18 protein-coding genes are annotated in these 19,552 nt (G+C 67.9%); 4 read left to right on the top strand and 14 right to left on the bottom strand.

Annotated elements, in window-relative coordinates; genetic code table 11:
- Nucleotides 1–32 precede the first annotated feature (32 nt).
- From AC1HFW_RS25340 to AC1HFW_RS25365, 6 genes are all read right to left on the bottom strand, one after another.
- The gene (locus tag AC1HFW_RS25340; RefSeq protein ID WP_479285503.1) at nt 33–428 is read right to left on the bottom strand and encodes a hypothetical protein; all 396 of its coding nucleotides are present in this window, start codon (nt 426–428) and stop codon (nt 33–35) included.
- A gap of 118 nt (nt 429–546) precedes the next feature.
- Entirely contained in the window at nt 547–1,452 is a 906-nt protein-coding gene (gene dapA, locus AC1HFW_RS25345; protein WP_479285504.1) for a 4-hydroxy-tetrahydrodipicolinate synthase, read from the bottom strand.
- Nucleotides 1,453–1,468: 16 nt separating this feature from the next.
- The gene (locus AC1HFW_RS25350) at nt 1,469–2,587 is read right to left on the bottom strand and encodes a cupin domain-containing protein (RefSeq protein WP_479285505.1); all 1,119 of its coding nucleotides are present in this window, start codon (nt 2,585–2,587) and stop codon (nt 1,469–1,471) included.
- Between the two features lie 107 nt (nt 2,588–2,694).
- Complete coding sequence (locus AC1HFW_RS25355) at nt 2,695–3,696, bottom strand: ornithine cyclodeaminase family protein (RefSeq protein WP_241070147.1); 1,002 nt, start codon at nt 3,694–3,696, stop codon at nt 2,695–2,697.
- On the bottom strand, nt 3,693–4,313 hold the full coding sequence (locus tag AC1HFW_RS25360; RefSeq protein ID WP_479285506.1) for a carboxymuconolactone decarboxylase family protein: 621 nt from the start codon (nt 4,311–4,313) through the stop codon (nt 3,693–3,695). Before AC1HFW_RS25360 ends, AC1HFW_RS25355 begins: the two co-directional genes overlap by 4 nt.
- A gap of 5 nt (nt 4,314–4,318) precedes the next feature.
- Nucleotides 4,319–5,323 carry a Bug family tripartite tricarboxylate transporter substrate binding protein gene (locus AC1HFW_RS25365; RefSeq protein WP_479285507.1) on the bottom strand — a complete coding sequence of 335 codons (1,005 nt, stop codon included), beginning with the start codon at nt 5,321–5,323 and terminating at the stop codon, nt 4,319–4,321.
- Between the two features lie 176 nt (nt 5,324–5,499).
- Between AC1HFW_RS25365 and AC1HFW_RS25370 the strand changes: the two genes are divergently transcribed.
- Complete coding sequence (locus AC1HFW_RS25370; RefSeq protein WP_104021697.1) at nt 5,500–6,801, top strand: citrate/2-methylcitrate synthase; 1,302 nt, start codon at nt 5,500–5,502, stop codon at nt 6,799–6,801.
- 35 nt (nt 6,802–6,836) lie between these two features.
- Here the strand turns inward: AC1HFW_RS25370 and AC1HFW_RS25375 are convergent, their stop codons facing one another.
- The 3 genes from AC1HFW_RS25375 to AC1HFW_RS25385 form a co-directional block, all read right to left on the bottom strand.
- Nucleotides 6,837–8,624, bottom strand: coding sequence for a thiamine pyrophosphate-binding protein (locus AC1HFW_RS25375; protein ID WP_479285508.1), 1,788 nt, complete (start codon nt 8,622–8,624; stop codon nt 6,837–6,839).
- A gap of 8 nt (nt 8,625–8,632) precedes the next feature.
- Nucleotides 8,633–10,126, bottom strand: a complete 1,494-nt coding sequence (locus AC1HFW_RS25380) for an aldehyde dehydrogenase family protein (protein ID WP_479285509.1) — start codon at nt 10,124–10,126, stop codon at nt 8,633–8,635.
- A 145-nt stretch (nt 10,127–10,271) separates the two neighbouring features.
- Nucleotides 10,272–11,027: an SDR family NAD(P)-dependent oxidoreductase gene (locus AC1HFW_RS25385; RefSeq protein ID WP_479285510.1), complete on the bottom strand. Its 756-nt coding sequence runs from the start codon at nt 11,025–11,027 to the stop codon at nt 10,272–10,274.
- 145 nt (nt 11,028–11,172) lie between these two features.
- On the opposite strand from AC1HFW_RS25385, the gene AC1HFW_RS25390 reads away from it, so the two are divergent.
- Together AC1HFW_RS25390 and AC1HFW_RS25395 are read left to right on the top strand one after the other, a co-directional pair.
- Nucleotides 11,173–12,153: an AraC family transcriptional regulator gene (locus tag AC1HFW_RS25390; protein ID WP_479285511.1), complete on the top strand. Its 981-nt coding sequence runs from the start codon at nt 11,173–11,175 to the stop codon at nt 12,151–12,153.
- 125 nt (nt 12,154–12,278) lie between these two features.
- Nucleotides 12,279–12,800 carry a cupin domain-containing protein gene (locus AC1HFW_RS25395; RefSeq protein ID WP_479285512.1) on the top strand — a complete coding sequence of 174 codons (522 nt, stop codon included), beginning with the start codon at nt 12,279–12,281 and terminating at the stop codon, nt 12,798–12,800.
- A gap of 27 nt (nt 12,801–12,827) precedes the next feature.
- Here AC1HFW_RS25395 and AC1HFW_RS25400 read toward each other — a convergent pair whose 3' ends face one another.
- From AC1HFW_RS25400 to AC1HFW_RS25415, 4 genes are read right to left on the bottom strand one after another with little or no spacing between them, the layout of a single operon-like run.
- Nucleotides 12,828–13,784 (bottom strand): LLM class oxidoreductase, encoded by a 957-nt coding sequence (locus AC1HFW_RS25400; protein WP_479285513.1) that lies wholly within the window; start codon nt 13,782–13,784, stop codon nt 12,828–12,830.
- Between the two features lie 10 nt (nt 13,785–13,794).
- Complete coding sequence (gene gcvPB, locus AC1HFW_RS25405; RefSeq protein ID WP_479285514.1) at nt 13,795–15,351, bottom strand: aminomethyl-transferring glycine dehydrogenase subunit GcvPB; 1,557 nt, start codon at nt 15,349–15,351, stop codon at nt 13,795–13,797.
- Complete coding sequence (gcvPA, locus tag AC1HFW_RS25410) at nt 15,348–16,724, bottom strand: aminomethyl-transferring glycine dehydrogenase subunit GcvPA (RefSeq protein ID WP_479285515.1); 1,377 nt, start codon at nt 16,722–16,724, stop codon at nt 15,348–15,350. The genes gcvPB and gcvPA overlap by 4 nt, the downstream gene beginning before the upstream one ends.
- A 59-nt stretch (nt 16,725–16,783) precedes the next feature.
- Nucleotides 16,784–17,941, bottom strand: coding sequence for an ATP-NAD kinase family protein (locus AC1HFW_RS25415; RefSeq protein WP_479285516.1), 1,158 nt, complete (start codon nt 17,939–17,941; stop codon nt 16,784–16,786).
- Between the two features lie 142 nt (nt 17,942–18,083).
- Here AC1HFW_RS25415 and AC1HFW_RS25420 point away from each other — a divergent pair, with 142 nt between their 5' ends.
- Complete coding sequence (locus AC1HFW_RS25420) at nt 18,084–18,668, top strand: TetR/AcrR family transcriptional regulator (RefSeq protein ID WP_479285517.1); 585 nt, start codon at nt 18,084–18,086, stop codon at nt 18,666–18,668.
- Nucleotides 18,669–18,687: 19 nt separating this feature from the next.
- Here AC1HFW_RS25420 and AC1HFW_RS25425 read toward each other — a convergent pair whose 3' ends face one another.
- Nucleotides 18,688–19,539 (bottom strand): LysR substrate-binding domain-containing protein, encoded by an 852-nt coding sequence (locus AC1HFW_RS25425; protein WP_479285518.1) that lies wholly within the window; start codon nt 19,537–19,539, stop codon nt 18,688–18,690.
- Between the last annotated feature and the right edge of the window lie 13 nt (nt 19,540–19,552).

Genomic DNA, 19,552 nt, shown 5'->3' on the forward strand with positions numbered 1-19,552 from the left:
CATGTCTGGCGCAGGTCGGCGTGAGACGGTGCTCAGCGAGCCCGGGCCAACGCCTCGCTTACGGCGCCGAGGTCGAGCTTTCGCGCCGCGGCGGAAAGCGTCGGTTGCGCCAGGCCGCGCCTGATCCAGTCGAGCACGGCATCTGGTTCGGCATCGCCCGCGATCGTTTCGGCCTCGTGGCGTGGCACCGCGATGACCAGGCCGAGCTGCTCGCGCGCCGCCTGGTACCGGCCCTTGGCCTCGAAGCCGTGCTGGCCGTGGTCCGTCACGCCGCCGCCGATCCACAGCGAGAGATCGAGCGTGGCGAGACCGGACACCGCGAGCGGCGCGAGCGCGGCCTTGAGCCGCGGCCGGCAGCCCACGATGGCGGCAAGGTACCGCACGCCGGTTTCCGGGCCGCCCATGACGCCGTGCAACGTGACTTCCATGTTTTCTCCTTCGGCATGTCTGGCCAGACGATACTCGCATCTGCCCTGGCGCATGCGGGAGCACCCACTTCAGTGAACGCGGACAGGGGCGCGCCGGGTGTCGACGCGGCCCCCTGGCTCAGTCCGCCTTGAGCTGCAGCTTCTCGAACAGGGCGTCGATGCGGCGTTCCAGTTCCGGGGTCGCGGGCATCATGGGCAGGCGATGTTCGTTGCTTTCCAGCAGGCCCATCCGCTTCATCAGGTATTTCAGCGGGATGGGGTTGGTGTCCCAGAAGATCATCTTCATCAGCTCGAACAGCTTGAAGTGCAACGCGCGCGCCGCTTCGAGCCTGCCGTCGCGCACCAGGTTGCACAGCTGCGCCACTTCCGCCGGCGCCACGTTGGCCACCGCATTCATGGTGCCGCCCGCGCCCAGGCACATCATGGGAAAGGTGAATTCCTCCAGCCCCACGAAAACGCGGAACTCGGGGCCGAAGCGATGCAACATCTCGGTCACGAACGAGTGGTCGTCCAGGGCATGCTTGATGCCCACGAAGTGGGGAACCGCCTCGGAAATCTGCTCCAGCGTGGCCAGGTCGGTCTTGAACGCGGTGCGGCCAGGGATGTGATACATCATCAGCGGCACGTCGACCCGCTGGCCCAGGTCGATGAAATAGGCCGCCACGCCGCGTTGCGGCGGCCGGATGTAGTACGGCGTCACCACCAGCAGCGCGTCGACCCCGGCGCGGGCCGCGTGCTCGGTCAGCACGACGCTTTCGGCATGCGATTGCGAGCCGGTGGCGGCCACCACCTGCAGCCGTCCGCGGGCCGCCTCGACGGCGATAGTCACGGCCTGGTTGCGTTCTTCGAGGGTCAGCGTCGACGGCTCGGAGGTGGTGCCGTTGATCAGCACGCCATGCGTGCCGTTGCGCGCCTGGAAGTCGATCAGGCTGGCCAGCCTGTCGTAATCGACCTTGCCGTTCCTGAACGGCGTCACGATAGGCGGGATCGAGCCCCGCAGGGCGTCCTTCTGCAAAGTGATCATTGCGGTGCTCCGGGGTTCAGGCGGCCTTGCGGTTGGTGATGAAGCCTTCCTGCTTGCCCAGCACGGCGGCGGGGTGGTGCAGGTCTTCCTGCCAGAGCAGCGATTCCATGAAGATGTTCAGGGGCTGGTCCTGCACGGTCAGCTCGTACACGTAGTCATCGTAGGAGGCGTGGTTGTGCACCGCCCAGCCCGGCGCCGACAGCATCAGGTCGCCGGCTTTCCACTCGTAGCGGTTGCCCGCCACGCTGCTGTAGCCGCTGCCGGAGAAGTAGTAGTTGATGGCGGCGGAGACGTGGCGGTGCGGGCGGTCGATGATCTTCGGCGGCCGGATCGTCATGGTCGCGAAGAAGTTCGGGGTGATTCCGTTGAAGCGGCCGGTGGCGGGGTTGTAATACATATACAGGCGCCGTCCCACATATTCCTTGCCCAGCGCTTCCAGCTTGTCCAGCTGCGGCTTGACCTGGTTCCAGGCGAAATGCAGCGTGCGCGAATCCACCGCGGTCGGATTGATCAGGGTCTCGTAGGGCATCAGCAGCCCGCCGTCGTCGTTGATGGGAAAGATGCCGAAGGGATTGCGGCGGCGCGGGTCGTCGGACTCCTCGCGCTGGCCCGTGCCGGCGCGCGCGTCCATGTCCGGCTGCGCATCCGTCACGTAGACGTCCATGAACTGCAGCAGCGGCACGTTCGAGTAGGTCAGGCGTACTTGCAGGTCCTTGCCGTCGTTGTAGTGGCTGTACGGCGTGTAGCTGGGGTGGTTCCACACGTCGTACTGCTTGAAGGCGACCTGCTTGCCGCCCACTTCGGTCACGCCCTGGCCGCGGATGCAGAAATTCACCTCGGTGGCGTTGTGGCGGAAGGGCGCGGTGCGCTCGCCGGGCTTGAGCACCGACAGCCGGACCTGGATGCCCGGCGCCATGCCGGGGGCGAACTCGCGCGAATTGGGATGGGCGATCAGCGACTCGCGGCGGCCCGAGGCCGGCAGCGGCGAGGCGGCCAGGCGCTCGACCTCGGCGTCGATTTCTTCCTTGGTCACCACGATGGGCGCCCATTGCGTGTTGTACGAAATGGGCGGTTCGCCGCCGCAATCAAGGAAGCGGCCATTGAGCTTTTCGAATTCGCGGGTGTATTCGTTCATGGTTCGATCTCCGGGTTCGGTGTGGATGTCGGGTCGGTATGTCGAGCGTCGTCGTGTTTTTGGGGGCTGCGGGTAGCGCGGGTCGGCCGCGGTGCTCGCGCGTGTCGTCAGGCCTGCCGCGCGGCGAAGAACCGCGGCTTGCTCTTGACCGGCGCGGGCATGGCGCGGCCGATGCCCTGGTTGCGCGCGCGTTGCAGGATCTCGACGCCCAGCGCGAGATCGGACAGGCCCATGCCCATGGCCTTGAACAACGTCAGATCGGCGTCGGCGGGGCGCCGCGCGCCGTCGTGGATGCGGGTCGACAGGGTCTGCACCGTCTCCCAGTCCTCGCCATAGCGGGTGCGGAACTCGCGCGACAGGCGTTGCACGCTGGACAGGTCGTCCACGGCGATCACGCCGGCCCGGTCGAACACGTCCTGGCAGAACTCTTCGCGGTCCGGCGCGATGGCGCCAATGGCATTCAGGTGCGCGCCGCGCTGGAGCATGCCGGCGTCGACGAAGGGGGTGCGCGCGCGCGTCGCCAGCGTGACGACGTCCGCGCCGTCGCAGGCCGCCGCCATGCTGGCGCAGGCCTTGACGCGCAGCCCGCGGTCGGGGAAGGCTTCGGCGATGCGCAGGGCGAAGGCGTCGCGCGAGGCCTCGGTCGGGGTGTAGACGCGGATTTCCTCGATGTCGCGCACGGCCAGCACCGCGGCCACCTGCGACATCGCCTGCTTGCCGGCGCCCGCCATGGCCAGCACGCGGGCGTCGGGCCGGGCCAGCCAGTCCGTGGCCACGCCCGTCGTGCCGCCGGTGCGCATGTTGCCCAGCGCGAACGCCTCGATGATCGCGGCCAGTTGGCCATCCTCGGCATTCCACAGCAGCAGCAGCGGGCATGTGCCGCCATCGGTATGCGCCCAGCTTTTCGTGCCGACGTAGTGGCCCAGCCGCGCGCCCAGCGCGTGCAGGTTGCTCTGGCCGAACTGCAGCATGGTCTTGGGCATGCTGGCCGCCAGGCCCTGCGCCTGCATGCTCAGGCCCGTGCCGAGCGCGGGGATTGCCTCGTCCAGCGTCAGCAGCGCGGTGACCTGGGCTTCAGTGATCCACACGGGTTCTGCATTCGTCATCATCGGTTTCCTTGCTTGGGTGGCGCGCTGTTGGCGGTGGGTGGGGCGTCCGCGGCGGCATTGGCGCCGAAGCCGTCGTCCCAGATGGAAGGCACCGGCGGGCGCAGCCCGAAGGTGTTGACCACCAGCGCGTGGGTGATGTAGCGGCCGGCCAGCATCGCGATGGCGACGGCCTGGCTGGCGGGCAGCAGCGCCGCCAGCCGCTCGAAATCGTCCTGCGCCTGCAAGCCGCGCGTGCGCACCGCCGCCATGACGTAGCGCTGCACGGCGCGTTCTTCCTCGGACAGCAACACGGCCGAATCGGGTTGCAGGCGTTCGGCGTCCTTGACCCAGTCGCGGCCCAGGCCCAGCCGCACGCAGAGGCGCTCGTGCTGGTGGCGCTCGTAGGCGTTGTCCATCAGGGTGGCCGTGGTCAGCACCGCGACTTCGGCCAGGTTGTCGGGCAGGGCCTCTTTGAGCGATTCGGTAAAGCGCATGAAGTCCAGCAGCACGTCGGGCGCGTGGGCGCTGACCTGGAACAGCTCGCCCAGGTAGCCCAGGCGGCGCACCCGTGGCGTCAGGTACTCGGCGAGGTCGGGCCGCATGTCTTGCAGCTGCAGGCGTGGAATGGTCTGGCTCATGATCGTCAGTCGATGGTGATGTGATATTGGTCTGCCAGCTTTTTCCATTTCACGAGCTCGGCGGCGATCTGCTTCTGCAGTTCGGGGCCGTTCATCTGCAGGGGCACGAACAGGCGGTCGGACAGTGCCGTCTGCGTGGCTTTGTCCTGGGCCAGCGCCATGAATTCCTGGCTCAGCTTGTCGACGATGGGCCGCGGCGTGCTGGCGCTCACGAAGAAGCCGATCCACACGGCGAAGTCGTAGTCCTCGAACCCTGGCAGCTCGGCCAGCGCGGGCACGTCGGGGTGGAAGGGCACGCGATGCTTGGTGGCCACGGCCAGCAGGCGGATCTTGCCCGTCTTCAGCTGCGGGCTGATGTTCGAGATGGCGTTGAAGATCACGGGCACCTGGCCGCCGATGCCATCCGTCAGCGCCGGCGCGCAGCCCTTGTAGGGCACGTGGACCATGTCGATGCCGGCCCGGTGGGCGAATTCGACGCCCGCGAAATGCTGCGCCGTGCCGGTGCCGCAGGACGAAAAGCTGAGCGTGCCGGGATGGGCCTTGCCGTAGGCGATCAGTTCCTGCACCGAATTGACCGGCAGCTTGGTGCTGACGGCCAGCGCGACGGGAGTCTCGGCGATCGCCATGATGGGGGTCAGGTCCTTTTGCAGATCGAAGTTCTGCGCCACGCCCAACGCGGCGTTGACCGTCATGGTGTTGTTGCCGATCAGGATGGTCTCGCCATTGGGCACGGACCGGGCCACCGCGCCGCTGGCGATGTTGCCCGACGCGCCGGCACGGTTCTCCACCAGGAAGCTCTGCTTGAAGATATCGCCCAGTCGCGGCGACAGCATGCGGCCGATGACGTCGGTGCTGCCTCCCGGCGGGAAGGCCGAGATCATCGTCACCGGGTGCTCGGGATAGCCGGCATGGGCGGCGCTGGCCAGCATCAGGGTCAGGCCGAGCCGGGCGGCCCAGCGGATGGCGCGGCGATGCGGGGATTGCTGCAGGCGGATGTTCCGTTCCGTCATGGTTGTCTCCTTGTGGCTGTTGGGTTTTGTTCCCAACTTTGCGTTGTGATTTTGGATATCATCGTAGGATCGCAATCAACCTATGTATAGATTGATTTACAATCAATCAACTAGCATGGTGATCTGGAAAACCGCTACAGCCGGACGCTTGGCGCCACCGGCCGGGAACACGCAGCATGGAAAACCGACGCAAGAAAACGGCCGCCCCGGCGGCTGACGAGAACGCTCCCGCCGCGGGGACGTTGGTCGATGCGCGCACCGCCATCGAGCGGCTGGGCATCAAGATGCAGACGCTGTATGCCTATGTCAGCCGCGGCTGGGTGCGCGTGGTGCCGGCGGTGGGCGGCAAGGGCAACCTGTACTACGTGGAAGACCTGGATGCGCTGGCCGCGCGCGGACGCGGCCGATCCATGACCGGCGCGGGGGCCGAGCGCATGATCCGCTGGGGCGGCAACGCGGTCATGCAGACCTCGATCACCGCCATCGGTCCCGAGGGGCCGCGCTACCGGGGCAAGCCCGCGGCCGAGCTGGTGCTGCACCATCGAACCTTCGAGGACTGCACCGAGCTGCTGTGGAACGGCATGCTGCCCGACACCTCGGTGGCCTGGCAGCCCGCCAGGCCCGGGGTCGGGTTCCAGGCGCTGGCCGACGGCATCGTGCAGGTGGCCGCGCGCAATCAGGCGCGCCGGCTGCTGTCGGTGGCGGTCGAGGCCTATGCGGCCAGCCTGGGCCGCAACCCCGAACTGGCGCTGGGCGCGCCGGTGCTGGCCGCGCGCCAGTTGATTCAGGCCATGTCCGCGGCCACCGGCCTGCTGGCCGACCCGCCCACCTATGCGCTGAACGAGACGCCGCAATCCATCGCGCAGATACTGGCCGTCAATCTGCGCGTGGGCGATACGCCCGAGCACCTGCGCCTGCTGGACGCGGCATTGATCCTGAGCGCCGACAACGAACTGGCGCCCGCCACGTTTGCCGCGCGCATCGCCGCGTCGGCGGCGGCCGACCTGTTCTCCTGCGTGACGACGGCGCTGGGCGCCTTCGAGGGCATGCTCACCGGGCTGGGCTGCGAACAGGCCGAGTCGGTGCTGGCGCAGGCGCGGTCGCGCGACGCCTATCTCGATCAACTGAAGAGCCTGCTGGCGCGCAAGAGCCCCGTGCCGGGGTTCGGCCATCCGCTCTATCCCGACGGCGACCCGCGCGCCACGCTGCTGCTGGACCTGGTGCGCGAGGTCGGGCCCGCCAGCGCGCGTGGCGAGATGGCGCTGCAAGGGGTGGACCAGGCCAGCAACGAGCTGGGCCTGAAGCCCAACCTGCCGCTGGCCCTGGCGGTGTTGTCGGCGGTGCTGGGCGCGCCGCTGGGGGCCGCTGGCGCGCTGATGTCCGTGGGACGCGCGGCGGGGTGGGTGGCGCATGCGCTGGAGCAGCGCCTGGCCGGTTTCCTGGTGCGGCCGCGCGCGCGGTACATCGGGCCCTCGTGAGGCCATCGCGGGCCTGAGGTCCGCGCCGCCAGGCCTCAGTGGCCGCGCCCCAGCGCCTTGGCCATGGTCTTGGCGTATTCGCGCGCCACGCGCGCATCGATCACCGCGACCTTGCCCGCCTTCACGGCGGCAATCGCCTCGTCCAGCGCCCGGGCCAATTGGTCCGCGGTCTGCACCGGCCCCCAGCCCAGCGCTCCTTGCGAGCGAGCCAGGCCCGCCAGGTCGATCTCCGGGCCTTCGATGCGCTGGCCGATCCATTTGTTCTCGACCGGGCGCGAGCGCATTTGCGCCACCTTCTCCTGGTGGACCTCGTCGTTGAAGAACGACCGGTTGTTGGCCACGATCACCAGAAGGGGGATGCCGTAGCTGACGGCGGTCCACAGCGCCGTGGCGCCCATCAGATAATCGCCGTCGCCCAGCACCGCCACCGGCAGCCGCGGCGTGCCGCGCAGGCCCAGGGCCGCGCCCACCGCCATGCCCGGACCCGAGCCGATGCCGCCGCCGCCGTCATAACCCAGGTAGTCGAGCGGATGCGCCAGCGGGTGCGCGTCGCCGGGCCAGCCCAGATTGGCGCGGATCAGGCAGGCGGGCGCATGGCGGCGCAAGTGCTGGCTGACCGTGCCCGAGAATACGGCCAGCGACATGCCTTCGGCGGCGTCGCCCGATTCCTGTGGCGCCATGTCGGGCTCGGGCGGCAGGTCGGCCGCCGCCATGCGCGCATCGCCCAGGTCGCGCAGCGCCTCCAGCGTCTGCGCCACGAACTCGTCGGGATCGCACATCAGATAGGTGTCCGCGCCCACCAGCCCCTGGTGCTCGCCGCCGAAGCCGTTGTGCAGCACCTGGTCCAGCGACACCTGCATCACGTGGGCCGGCGTGTGCGCGGGACCCCAGGCCGTGCGCAGCGTGCCGGCCAGATCCACCCAGTCCAGGCTCAGGACCACATCGGCCTCGCGCAGCGCCTGCAGGCCTTCGTCGGCCATGAAGAACGACGGCGTCGTGCCGTGCAGCGGATGGCGCGTCGGAAACGCCGCACCCACTTTGAAGTCGGTCAGCACCGTGGCGGCGCAGTGTTCGGCCAGCGCCACGCGGCGGTCCCAGTCGGCTTCGTCGCGCGAGACGCGTCCGATCAGGATGACGGGCCGCCTGGCCGCGTGCAGCCGCTGCGCCGCCTCGCGCGCCAGGCGGTCGGCAATGCCCGGGCGCGGCGGCGGCGCATGCCGCGCCAGCGGCAGCAGCGGCGGCGCGTCCGCGCAGGGCGCTTCCTGCAGCGCGCTGTCGAAACACACGTAGACCGGGCCTTGCGGCTGCGTCGTGGCAATCTGCCGCGCGCGCAGCACCGCATCGCGCGCGCCTTCCAGCGAGTACGGCTCGGCGTCCCATTTGACGAACGAGCGCACGAGCGCGCCCTGGTCCTTCGAGGTGTGCAGCCAGTCGATCCACGGACGGCGGCGCGCCGAATCGACCGGGCCGGTGGCGCCGAACACCATGACGGGCACGCGGTCGCAATAGGCGTCGAAGATCGCCATCGAGCCGTGCATCAGGCCCACGTTGGCGTGCAGGATGGCGCCCATGGGGCGTCCCGTCACCTTGGCATAGCCATGCGCGATCGCGACCGCGTGTTCCTCATGCAGCACGGTCAGCATCTTGGGCGATTCGTCGCCCAGGTAGTTGACCAGGCTGTCGTGCAGGCCGCGATAGCTGGCGCCCGGATTGAGCGCCACGTACTCCAGGCCGAGATGCCGCAGCAGCGCGGCCAGGTAGTCGCTGCCCCATTCGGGCGGGGGCGTGTCTTGGTGGGACGGGGCGTGCGTGGGAGTAGACATCGAATGAATCAATCCAGGGTGACGTTGACGTTCTTGGTCTGCGTGAATTCCAGCAGCTCTTCCTTGCATTCCTCGCGGCCGACGCCCGACTGCTTGTAGCCGCCGAACGGCGCGCCGATGAAGTGCGCCGACGAGCCGTTGATCCACACGTAGCCGGCCTGCACGCGCGCCGCGGCGCGATGCGCGGTGCGCAGGTCGGTGGTCCAGATCGAGGCCGTCAGGCCGTACTCCACGCCGTTGACCGCGGCGTACAGGTCTTCCTCGTTCGACCACTTGAGCACCGACAGCACCGGGCCGAAGATCTCCTCGCGCGCCACGCGCATGGACGGCGTCACGTTGGCCAGGATGGTCGGCTCGACGAAGTAGCCCGCCGCCAGCGCGGGGTCGCCGCTGCGCTTGCCGCCATGTGCCACCCGCGCGCCTTCGGCCACCGCCGATTCCACATAGGACAGCGTCTTGTCCATCTGCTGGCTCGAAACCAGCGCGCCCATCGTCGTGCGCATGTCGGTGGGCAGGCCGGGCGTGTGCAGCTGCGCGGTCAGCTCGACGATGCGTGCCAGCACGTCGTCGTGGATGGACTCGTGCAGGAACAACCGGCTGGTCGACCCGCACGATTGGCCGCACCAGGTGAAGTTCATGCCGCGCACCGCGCCCAGCGGCATCTTGTCCAGGTCCGCGTCGGGATAGACGATCATGGCGTTCTTGCCGCCCAGTTCCAGCAGCACCTTCTTCAGGTCGTCCGCGGCCGTGCGCATCACCGCCTTGCCGGCGTTGACGCTGCCGATCAGGGCCACCGCCGCCACGTCCGGATGCGCCGACAACGCGGCGCCCGTCTCGCGGTCGCCGCCCAGGCAGTTCAGCACCCCGGGCGGAAACAGGCCGGCAATCAGTTCGAACAGGCGCAGGGTGGACAGGGGCGCCTGCTCCGGCGGCTTCACGATCACCGTGTTGCCGGCGGCCAGCGGCGCCGCGATCTTGCCGGCGGCGAACATGAAGGGATGGTTGAACGGGATGATGCGCGCCACCACGCCCAGCGGTTCGCGCAGCGTGTAGTCCAGCGAGCCGTTCATCGTGGGGATGGTCTCGCCCTTCAACTCCATCACCAGGCCGGCGAAGTACTCCAGCTGCGCGGCGGCGAACACCGCGTCGTCCTGCATCTGCTTGACCGGGTTGCCGCAATCGACGGCATCGATCAAGGCCAGTTCCAGGCCGTGTTCGCGGATGATCGCCGCCGCCTGGCGCAGCAGCGCGGCGCGGGCCAGCGGCGGCGTGTCGCGCCACGCGGGGAATGCCTGCCTGGCCGCGGCCACGGCCGCGTTGACGTCGTCGGCATCGGCCACCGCATAGGGTCCCAGGTCGGCCTGCGTGCCGGGGCTGTGGCTGCGTTGATAGTTGCCGCCGCGGGGCGGGTGCCAGGCGCCGCCGTAATACAGGTCGCGCCGGGTCGGCAGGGCGTGGGGCACCTGCGCGGACAGGTCTGGCCCCTGGTCGGGAGTGATCATCAATGTGCTCGCTGACAGGCCGGCCCGCGCGGGGATGTGCTGATTACGCGCTGGCGGCGGGGTGATGAAGAACGCCTAGGCTATTGCCGTGGATACACATCGGTCAATCTTGATTTGAAATCAATATAAGAGGGTGGGAGGCCGCCTAGATCGATTGGCCGCCGGAGACTTCGATGCGTTGGCCGTTGACCCAGCGGTTGGCCGGGCCCAGCAGGCTGGCGATCATCGGGCCGATGTCATCGGGCACGCCCACGCGGCCCAACGCGGTCATGTTGGCGAAGGCGTCGTTGTAGTCCGGGGTGTCGCGCACCGCGCCGCCCAGGAAATCGGTCTCGATCGCGCCCGGGGCGACGACGTTCGCGGTGATGCCGCGGCCGCCCAGCTCCCTGGCCAGGTACACGGTGAGCGTTTCCACCGCGCCTTTGGCGGCCGCGTAGGCCGAGAAGCCGGGAAAGGACACACGGGTCAGGCCCGACGAGAAGTTGATGATGCGTCCGCCATCGGCCAGCGCCGGCAGCAGCGACTGCGTCAGGAAGAACACGCCTTTGACATGAACGTCGAAGAGCGCGTCGAACTGCGCCTGCGTGGTGGCGGAAAACGCCGTCATCTCGCCGTGTCCGGCGTTGTTGACGAGATGGTCGAACGTATCGCGGCCCCAGGTGTCCCTGAGTGCCGCGCGCACAGCCAGGACGAAGTCCGGGAAAGATGAGACTTTGCTCGTATCCAGCCGCAGCGCAACCGCCTTGCGGCCGAGCGCCCGGATGTCCGCCACGACGGCATCCGCGGCGTCCTTGCCTTCGCGATAGGTGACGATCACGTCGCCGCCATGGCGGGCAATGTTCAACGCGGTGTTGCGGCCAAGGCCCCGGCTGGCGCCGGTCACAAGGGAAATGGTGGTCATGGGGAAGCTCCTGGTTGGGTGAGCTTCGATGTTAGGAACCCGGGCCGTGGGCAGGTTGCCTGATTATTTTGAATTCTTGCCCGATTGTTTTGTTCGGGCCGGTTCAGGCTTGAATGGTGCTATGTTGGCGGCAGGCGGAATCCCCATGCAATTGCCCGAAGAAATGAAAGAGGTTGCCCGATCCTGTGATGAAAGCCCCGCGGGGGCCGGCCTGTCCGGGCCCGGCGAACTGACCGGGGCCCTGCTGCGGGCGGCACGGCAATATGCCGACGCACGCCTTGACGGCGAGGGCGTGGCCGCCACCCCCATCGAGGGCATGTTCATCCTGCGCGAGACCGCGCCGTCGCCCTTGCAGTACGCCATCACCCGGCCCCTGGTCGCGCTGGTGCTGCAAGGCGGCAAGCGCGTCGGCATGGGCGAGCGCAGCTTTACGTTTGGCGCCGGCGAGTCGTTGCTGATCACGATGGACGTGCCGACGGTGAGCCAGGTCATCACGGCGAGCGCGGCCGCGCCCTACTACTCGTTGGTCGTGGAACTGGATGCCGCGGTGATCACCGAGTTGGTTGGCGAAATGGGGGAGCTGCCGCTGCAACCCGATCACCCGGTACGGGTGGGCCGGACGGAAACGGAGGTCGCCGATGCGGCCTTGCGCCTGCTCAGGCTGCTCGACAGGCCGCGATCGCTGGCGGTGCTGGGCCGCCAGCTGGTGCGGGAGTTGCATTACTGGTTGCTTGCCGGCCGGCATGGCGGCGCCATTCGCGTGCTCGGAGTGGCCGACGGCCATGGTCGCAGGATTGCCCGCGCCATCGAGATGCTCAGGGCCGGCTATGCCCGGCCCCTGCGCATCGAAACGCTGGCCGAGGCGGCGGGCATGAGCCTGTCCGTGTTTCATACGCACTTTCGCAACATCACGACGCTGACGCCGCTGCAATTCCAGAAGCAGCTTCGGCTGCTCGAGGCGCGACGGCGCATGCTCGCCGAAGGCGTTGCCATCGGCGCCGCCGCCCATGGCGTCGGCTATGAAAGCGTGACGCAGTTCACCCGTGAATATGCGCGGATGTTTGGCCAACCTCCGGCCCGCAACATCCGGGAAATGCGCGCGCTGGCGCATTCGGCGACGTCTTGAGCCGCGGCGCGCGCGGTCAAAAATTGATTGTAAATCAACCTATACACACGTTGATCGGGCTTCTAGGATAGCGACGACTCTACAAGCCGAAGCGGCACAGGCGCCGCACAATCAGGAGACGAGCCATGCCCGCAGAAACTTCAGGATCCGCATTCGCGCCCATCGTCCACAGCGCGCAGCAGTGGCGCGACGCGATGTCGGAAATGTCGAAACGCAAGACGCCGAGCTTCTTCCATATCCGCGCCCGCTTGCCGCGGCAGGGGCGAACCAATCAGGTGCTGGGCGCATCGCCTTACATGAACGTCGTGCTCAAGACCTATGCCGGCGGCGGCGAGAACGAGATCCATGCCCACACCAACGAGGACCACGTCTTCGTCGTGCTGCAGGGCGTCGCCACTTTCCTGGGGCCGCGCGGGGAAACGCGGCGGGTGGGGCGCAACGACTGCGTGCTGGTGCCGGCAGGCGCGTTCTATTCGTTCCAGGCCGACGAGACCGAACCGCTGGTGATGCTGCGGGTGGGCGCCGCCATCGACCGGGCGGGGGACGTGCTGGCGCGCGTCGACGAGCGGGGGCAACCGTTCGATGGCTACTCCGAACGCAACAGGGAAGTCCCCGCCATCCTGCACGACGCGCTGATTTACGAATGACCCGCGGGCGGCCGGCCGCGGGATCCCCTAGTCCCCCGCGACCGCATGCGCCGGGAATGCCGGCACCACGAACTCCCCCAGCTCCTGGACGACTTCATGCGCCGGCCTGCGGCTGTACTTGAGGTTGAGACCGACGTGGTTGACGCCGATGGCCTTCAGGGAATGCAGGTACTGGATGACGAAGTTTCGGCCGGCGCGGAATCCCAGGTGCATGGGAGCGGGCGGCGCATCGGCTTGCTCGGCCAGGTCGATGTACAGCGATTGCGCGAACGGCTTGAATGCGGGCGTCAGCGATCGCCATCGCTTGATCGTGCTGGCTTGTTCCGCCAGGTTCTGCGGATAGAAGAGCCAGCCGTCGCCATGCTCGGCGATCCACTCAATGGATTGGCGGGAGTTGCCCGTCACCATCACGGGGATGTTCCGCAATTGCGGCTTTGGCAGCGTGTCCGCGCCGGACAGGTTCACGCGAGGCGTGGCGATCCGCGGAAAGTCCTCGGCCCAGGCTTGGCGCATGACGGCCAGGGCCTCCTGGAACAGTTCGCTACGCGCGGCCAGGGTCTGGCCGAAGGCCGGGAACTCCGCCGGCCGGTCGCCGGTGGCGATGCCCAGCACCAGGCGCTGGTTCGACAGGCGGTCGATGGACGCCGCCGCCTTGGCGACAAGCAAGGGGTGGCGCAGCGTGGTGATGATGCTGCCGGTCGCCAGGGCAATGCGCGACGTGTGCGCGGTCACGTAGCCCATGAATGCCCAGGGGTCATGGATGTGGCCCACGTCGCCGAACGAGGGCACATTGAGGAACACGTCCCGGAAGTACAGGGCCGCGAAGCCATGGGATTCGGCCAGTTGGGCCGTGCGGATCTGCTGCGCCAGGTCCATGTCGGGAACGGCGCCGGAATAGGACTCGATGGCGAAGAAGAGCCCCAGCGTCAGGCTTGCCTCCCGGTACATGGTCGAGTAGCCACGGTGGTGTGTGATCGCGTTCATGATCTGGCATTCAGAGAGGCGAAGGGGACTGCTTCTTCTTGAACGCGCGCCAAGTCATGGCGCGTTTGCCCGGCGCGTCGGTGTCGCCCGGCTTCAGGCGGTGGATCGCCTGGTTGTGCGGCGCGGACTTGACGATGCGCGGATCGGAATAGGCTTCGTCGGAAATCTGCGCGAGCACCGCGATCCAGCGGTCCAGCGCCTCCTTGCCGTACATCTCGCCGGCCTCGGGCGTGAACGGTTCGGGCAGCAGCCAGGGTTCGTGGCTGGTCCACATGGCGTCGATGCCGAAATCGGTCATGCGATTCTGAACGTCATGGACGTCGACGCCGGTCTCCTCCTTCATCTGCTCAAGGCTGTAGCGGGTCATTTCCAGCCTTGGCAGCGTCGCTTCGGGATGGGATCTGTTGACGCCGCGGATCGCGAGCAGTCCTTTCTCCATGTAGTTGTTGGCCAGCACCGAGATGTCGGAGGCTTGCGCGATGCCGGCGGCGCCCATGGCGCGGACCCAGGCGTAGGCTTTCAGGATGACCTGCACGTTGCCCCAGAACTCGCGGATCTTGCCGACGCTTCGCGGCCGGTCATGGTCGAGGCGGTAGCGGCCGTCCGCATGCGTCACCAGCGGCGTGGGAAGAAACGGCGCCAACTCGGCGGTGCATCCATAGGCCCCGGTGGCCGGGCCGCCGACGCCGCTCTTGGGCGCGCCGAAGGTCTTGTGCAGCATGAACATGCAGGCGTCGAAGCCGATCTCGCGGGCCCTGACCTTCGACATGGTGCCGTTGAAGTTGGCGGCGTCGTAGAACGCCAGGCCGCCGGCCTCATGCACGATGCGGATCCATTCCTTCATCTCGGGGTTGTAGACCCCCATGTCGTCGGGGTTGTTGACCATCAGGGCGGCGGTGCGGTGGGAAACCGCCGCTTTCAGCGCGTCGAGCGACGGATAGCCGTTTTCATCCAGCATCAGCGTGATGACCTTGAATCCCGCGGTTGCCGCCGTAGCCGGATTGCAGGGGTGGGTCTGGATGGTCGTGATGATCTCGTCGCGCTGTTCCAGTTCCCCGCGCGCGGCGTGGTAGGCGCGCGTCACCGCGCAATGCGTGAACGCGGCCTCGGCGCCGCCGCCGGCCTGGAACACGAACTGGTCCATGCCCGACAGCTCGCGCAAGGCCAGGTCCATGTTGTGCACGATCTCCAGGGCGCCCTGCAGGGTGTCTTCATGCTGCAGCGGGTGCAGTTGGGTGAGCTCGGGGCGCCACGCCATCTGCTCATTGATTTGCGCGTTGTACTTCATCGTGCAGGTGCCGAACAGGCTGGTGCCCATCATGCCGAGCGTCTGTTGCGACAGGCGCAGATAGTGGTACAGAACCTCCGGCTCGGACATTTCCGGCAGGGCAGGCTTGTCCTGGCGGCGCAGCGCGAACGGGATGAGGTCGTCGGCGTCTCCGACCTGGTCGCGGATCTCGCTTTCGATCGGCGGGAACAGGAGGCCTCGGCGTCCGGGATGGCCCATTTCCATGATGATGGGTTCGTTCCAGACGGGGGCGTGATATTCCTTGGGCTTGATTGTCATTGCTGGGTCACCTCTTTGAGGGCGCCGGCCAGGCGCTCGATGTCGGATAGGGTGTGGATTTCGGTCACGCTGAAGAGGGCGCTTTCGCCCAGTTCCGGAAAGTCCGCCCGCAGGTCCTTGCCGCCGAAAATACCCCTTGCGAGAAGGGCGCGGTTGATGTGCGCGACGGTCTTGCCGGTGCCGTCGAAATTGACGACGAACTCCTTGAAGAAGCCCGCCGGGAAATGGATGCGAATCCCGTCGATCCGCGCCAGGCGCCGCGCGGCATGATGGGCGCGCTGCAGGATCAGCCTGCCGACGTCGACGAATCCCTGCGGGCCCATCATCGCCATGTAGGTGGTGGCGGCGATCGCCCACATGTAGACCGAATGCCCGGTCCAGTCATTGCCCTTGTCGCGAAGGCCATAGGATGACTGGTGGAAAAGGCCGAGGCCGAAGCCGTATTCGCCCGGCTTCAAGGTCTCGGAAATGCTGATGAAGAGCGTGGGGTACGCCTCGGCGTAGCGAGGTTCGTCGCGCGATGCGATAAAGCCGCCGAGGCCGCCGCCGGCGTGCAGGTGAACGCCCAGCGGCTGGATGGTGCCCACCACGATATCGGCGCCGTAGTCGGCCGGCGAGGCCAGCACGCCCAGCGAGATCGGATCGACGCCGACGATCGTCTCGGCCCCAGCGGCACGGGCGATGGCGGCGATGGCGGCCGCCTGATGTTCGATCACGCCGAGATAGGACGGCACCTCGAAGTACACGGCGGCGGTCTGTGGGCTCACGGCGGCGCGCAGGTCGTCCAGGTCGATCAGGCCGGTGGCGGGATCGTAGTCGACGAGGCGGATGGCGATATGGCTTGCCATCTCGGGCGGCTCGCAATAGTTGCGGATGACCGACAATCGCTCGGGATCGATCGCGCGCACCACCACGACCTCGCTGCGCGCCGTCAGGCGAGCGGCCATCCGCATGGCGTGGCCGGCCGCGGTGCCCCAGCTGCGCACGGGCAAGCCGACGAGGTCAAGGTTCAGCAATTCGCCGAGCTGGCTGCAGAATTCGAACCACGCCTGGTTGCGGCCGTGATCGGAGCTGGGCTCGCCGAAGATGGACGTCAGCCACTCATTGCGGCGGACCACTTCGTCGACGGCCGCGGGGACGTGATGCTGCCAGATGCCGGCGCCCAGGAAGCTCAGGTTCTGCTCGGTGGTCTGGTTCTTGGCGAGCGTTTCGACAAGATGCCGTCGCAGTTCGCGTTCGGTGAGTGCCGGCGGCAGGTCGAGCGGTCGCGCCAATCGATGATCCGCGGGGATCTGGGCGAACAGTTCCTCGATGGTCTGGACGCCGACCGAGGCCAACATGTCCTGCTGTATCGATGGCACGGAATTGGCCATGTAGGGGTGGGCTGTGGATGGTCGCATCGGACGCTCCTGTCTTGTTTGGGGGGAAGGGGTCAGGCGGTGAGCCTGAGGCGGGTGCTGCGGCCGGGGCCGATCTCGACCCGGATATGGCCCGTGAGCAGGGCGTCGACCTCGTCGTCGCCGGTGTCCACGCGCAATGGCGCATTGCCGAGCGCGATGAGTTTCTCGGTGCTGGCGATGACGGTGATCCGGTCGCGGCCGACCTGACGGATGACCTCGGCGCTGATCTGTTGATTGCCGCGTCCGAACACGCTGCCTTGTCCGCCCAGGACGCCGACGATGAGGTGCAACGCGCGCCGCGCCATCAGGCGCAGCAGGGTCTGTTCGTCCAGGTCCTGGCCGACCAGCGCGCCGTTCAAGACGGCATCGACGCCGAGCAAGGTGCTGGGCAGCCCCAGCGCGTGCGAGACGCGTCGGGTGGTGGTGCCGGGGCCCAGGATGTAAAGCCGGTCCGGCTGCATGCCGGCGGCGATCTGACGAGCGATCGCATCGAGTGTCGCGTCCTCGCCGGGGCCGGCGCCGGCTTTTGCGTTCTGGGCCAGCCGGCGTGCGTGCGGGCTTTTCGCATAGCCAAACAGGCGCGCGGAGACGCGGTCCTGGCGCATGGCCGCCTCGTCCAGGTCCATGATCTCGGCGTCGCGCAGCGACACGCCCGGGTCCCCACCAAGATGCAGCGCGGCCAGCAGGCCCGCGTTGCCCGGGCTCGTGCCGAAGACGGCGGAGTGCATTTTCACGCCGGCGGGCACGCCCAGCAGGGGGACACGATCGCCGACGGCGGTGAGGATGTCGCGCGCGGTGCCATCGCCACCGACGAACAGGAGCAGCTCGATGCCGTGGTCCAGCATCGCGGCGGCGGCGGCCCGGGTGTCGGCGCTGGAGGAAGCGGCGTCGCCTGGAAACGGCAGCAGCGCGGGCGCGAGTCCGGCGCTTCGGACGGCGTCTTCACCCATGCCGCCCCGAACGGTCAGGACACGCAGGGCGGGGCAGGCCATGACGGCTCGGCGCAGCGCCTTGGCCGCTTTCGACCCGGCGAGGGGGCGCGCGCCGCGGAGCAATGCCGCTTGGAGAATGGCGGCGCCATCCGTTCCTTTCAGGCCGACGCTGCCGCCCATGCCGGCGATCGGATTGACGATGAGCCCCATGAGCGGGCAAGCAACCCCGGCGCCGGCGGTGATCTCGACATTGGCCATGCAGCCTCCATGCTTGCAACGGTTTCAGGTTTCACATACATTGTGAATGTGGAATTCTGAGCGGCATACATTGTGTATGTCAAGTGAAATACATTATGTATGTGAAAAAATGGGGGAAGGGGTGAGAAGTCGTGCTGAGACCATGGCGGAAACGCGCGAGAAACTGATCGCCGCGGCGCGGAAAACGTTCGCGGCCCGGGGATATGTCGACAGTCCGATGGAAGACATCACGGCCGAGGCCGGGCTGACCCGGGGAGCGCTCTATCATCAGTTCGGCGGCAAGAAGGGCCTGCTCGAGGCGGTCATCGAGCAGATCGATGCGGAGATGACGGAGCGCCTGTCGGCGATCTCCAGCCGCGCGACCTCGACGTGGGCGGCGCTGATCGACGAATTGGTGGCTTATCTGGCGATGGCGGCCGAGCCGGAAATCCAGCGCATCGTCCTGCTGGACGGTCCCGCCGTATTGGGCGAGCCATCCCAATGGCCGACGCAGATTGCCTGCGTCCGCAACACCAGGAGGCACATCGAGCGGCTCATCGACGAGGGTGTGGTCCAGCCCGTCGATGCCGAGGCCACCGCGCGCCTGGTGAGCGCGGCCGCGCTCGGCGCCTCGCTGTGGGTGGCGAACGCCGAGGATCCGCACGCGTCTTCGCGCAGGGTGTCGGAGAGTCTTCCCGTGCTCCTGTCCGGCCTTCTGGCCAAGCCGCCCAAGGCGGCGGGAAAGTAAGCCGACCGCGTCCTGCCGGCTAGGCCCGGAAGTGCTTGCGCAGGATGCTGTCCAGCTGGTTCGCGGCGGGATCTTCCAGGGCCGAGGCCGCGCGCAGCAGGACGATCTCGTGCGCGGCGATGGCCGGCAATGCTTCCAGCACCCGCATGCCCGCGGTGATCCGCGAACGGTCAACCAGGCTGATGCCCAAGCCGGCCTCCACGCACGCTTCGACGGCCTGGCTGGACGGGCTGCTCAGGACAATGCGCCAGGCGCGTCCCGCCTGGTCGAGCGCGCCGGTCATGGCGTCGCGATAGGGGCAATGCGTGGCATGCAGCGCCAGGGGAAGGGGCCGCGGCAGATCGCCGGTCCGCGTCGCGCTGCCGACCCAGACCGGCGTGGTCCTCGCCAGCACCTGCGCCGCGGGGCCGGCGCGCGCCGGTCGCACGGCAAGGGCCAGGTGCAGCCGCCCGCGTTCGGCCTGCGCGCGCAGCGTCAAGCTGGGCGCGGTCGAGACATCCAGCACCACGTTGGGCCACGCCGCGGCGAACAGGGGAAGCACGTCGCGAATCACGTGAACCGCGTACTCGTCGGGCACGCCCAGCTTGATGCGTCCGGTCAGATCGGTGCCGCGCAGATCCTCCAGCACCTTGTCGTGGCGGCGCAGCAGGTCGGCCGTTCCGGCCAGCAGCCGTTTGCCCAGCGGCGTCAACGTGACGGACTGGTTGTCCCGCTCCAGCAGGCGTCCACCGGCAACGGCCTCGAGCCGCTGGATGTGCATGCTGACGGCGGCGGGGCTGCGGTGGACGTGTTCGGCGGCAGCCCGGAACTGCCCGAGCTGGGCAACCGCCTGAAAGGTACGCAGCAGCTCGATGTCCAGGACAGGATTCATGATTTTGATTTCT

The sequence above is a fragment of the Achromobacter sp. ISS7 genome, assembly GCF_056523125.1.

Excerpts from the sequence above, each read along its gene's own strand:
- AC1HFW_RS25340 (WP_479285503.1), bottom strand. The coding sequence starts at position 428 with ATGGAAGTCACGTTGCACGGCGTCATGGGCGGCCCGGAAACCGGCGTG.
- dapA (WP_479285504.1), bottom strand. The coding sequence starts at position 1,452 with ATGATCACTTTGCAGAAGGACGCCCTGCGGGGCTCGATCCCGCCTATC.
- AC1HFW_RS25350 (WP_479285505.1), bottom strand. The coding sequence starts at position 2,587 with ATGAACGAATACACCCGCGAATTCGAAAAGCTCAATGGCCGCTTCCTT.
- AC1HFW_RS25355 (WP_241070147.1), bottom strand. The coding sequence starts at position 3,696 with ATGATGACGAATGCAGAACCCGTGTGGATCACTGAAGCCCAGGTCACC.
- AC1HFW_RS25360 (WP_479285506.1), bottom strand. The coding sequence starts at position 4,313 with ATGAGCCAGACCATTCCACGCCTGCAGCTGCAAGACATGCGGCCCGAC.
- AC1HFW_RS25365 (WP_479285507.1), bottom strand. The coding sequence starts at position 5,323 with ATGACGGAACGGAACATCCGCCTGCAGCAATCCCCGCATCGCCGCGCC.
- AC1HFW_RS25370 (WP_104021697.1), top strand. The coding sequence starts at position 5,500 with ATGGAAAACCGACGCAAGAAAACGGCCGCCCCGGCGGCTGACGAGAAC.
- AC1HFW_RS25375 (WP_479285508.1), bottom strand. The coding sequence starts at position 8,624 with ATGTCTACTCCCACGCACGCCCCGTCCCACCAAGACACGCCCCCGCCC.
- AC1HFW_RS25380 (WP_479285509.1), bottom strand. The coding sequence starts at position 10,126 with ATGATCACTCCCGACCAGGGGCCAGACCTGTCCGCGCAGGTGCCCCAC.
- AC1HFW_RS25385 (WP_479285510.1), bottom strand. The coding sequence starts at position 11,027 with ATGACCACCATTTCCCTTGTGACCGGCGCCAGCCGGGGCCTTGGCCGC.
- AC1HFW_RS25390 (WP_479285511.1), top strand. The coding sequence starts at position 11,173 with ATGCAATTGCCCGAAGAAATGAAAGAGGTTGCCCGATCCTGTGATGAA.
- AC1HFW_RS25395 (WP_479285512.1), top strand. The coding sequence starts at position 12,279 with ATGCCCGCAGAAACTTCAGGATCCGCATTCGCGCCCATCGTCCACAGC.
- AC1HFW_RS25400 (WP_479285513.1), bottom strand. The coding sequence starts at position 13,784 with ATGAACGCGATCACACACCACCGTGGCTACTCGACCATGTACCGGGAG.
- gcvPB (WP_479285514.1), bottom strand. The coding sequence starts at position 15,351 with ATGACAATCAAGCCCAAGGAATATCACGCCCCCGTCTGGAACGAACCC.
- gcvPA (WP_479285515.1), bottom strand. The coding sequence starts at position 16,724 with ATGGCCAATTCCGTGCCATCGATACAGCAGGACATGTTGGCCTCGGTC.
- AC1HFW_RS25415 (WP_479285516.1), bottom strand. The coding sequence starts at position 17,941 with ATGGCCAATGTCGAGATCACCGCCGGCGCCGGGGTTGCTTGCCCGCTC.
- AC1HFW_RS25420 (WP_479285517.1), top strand. The coding sequence starts at position 18,084 with ATGGCGGAAACGCGCGAGAAACTGATCGCCGCGGCGCGGAAAACGTTC.
- AC1HFW_RS25425 (WP_479285518.1), bottom strand. The coding sequence starts at position 19,539 with ATGAATCCTGTCCTGGACATCGAGCTGCTGCGTACCTTTCAGGCGGTT.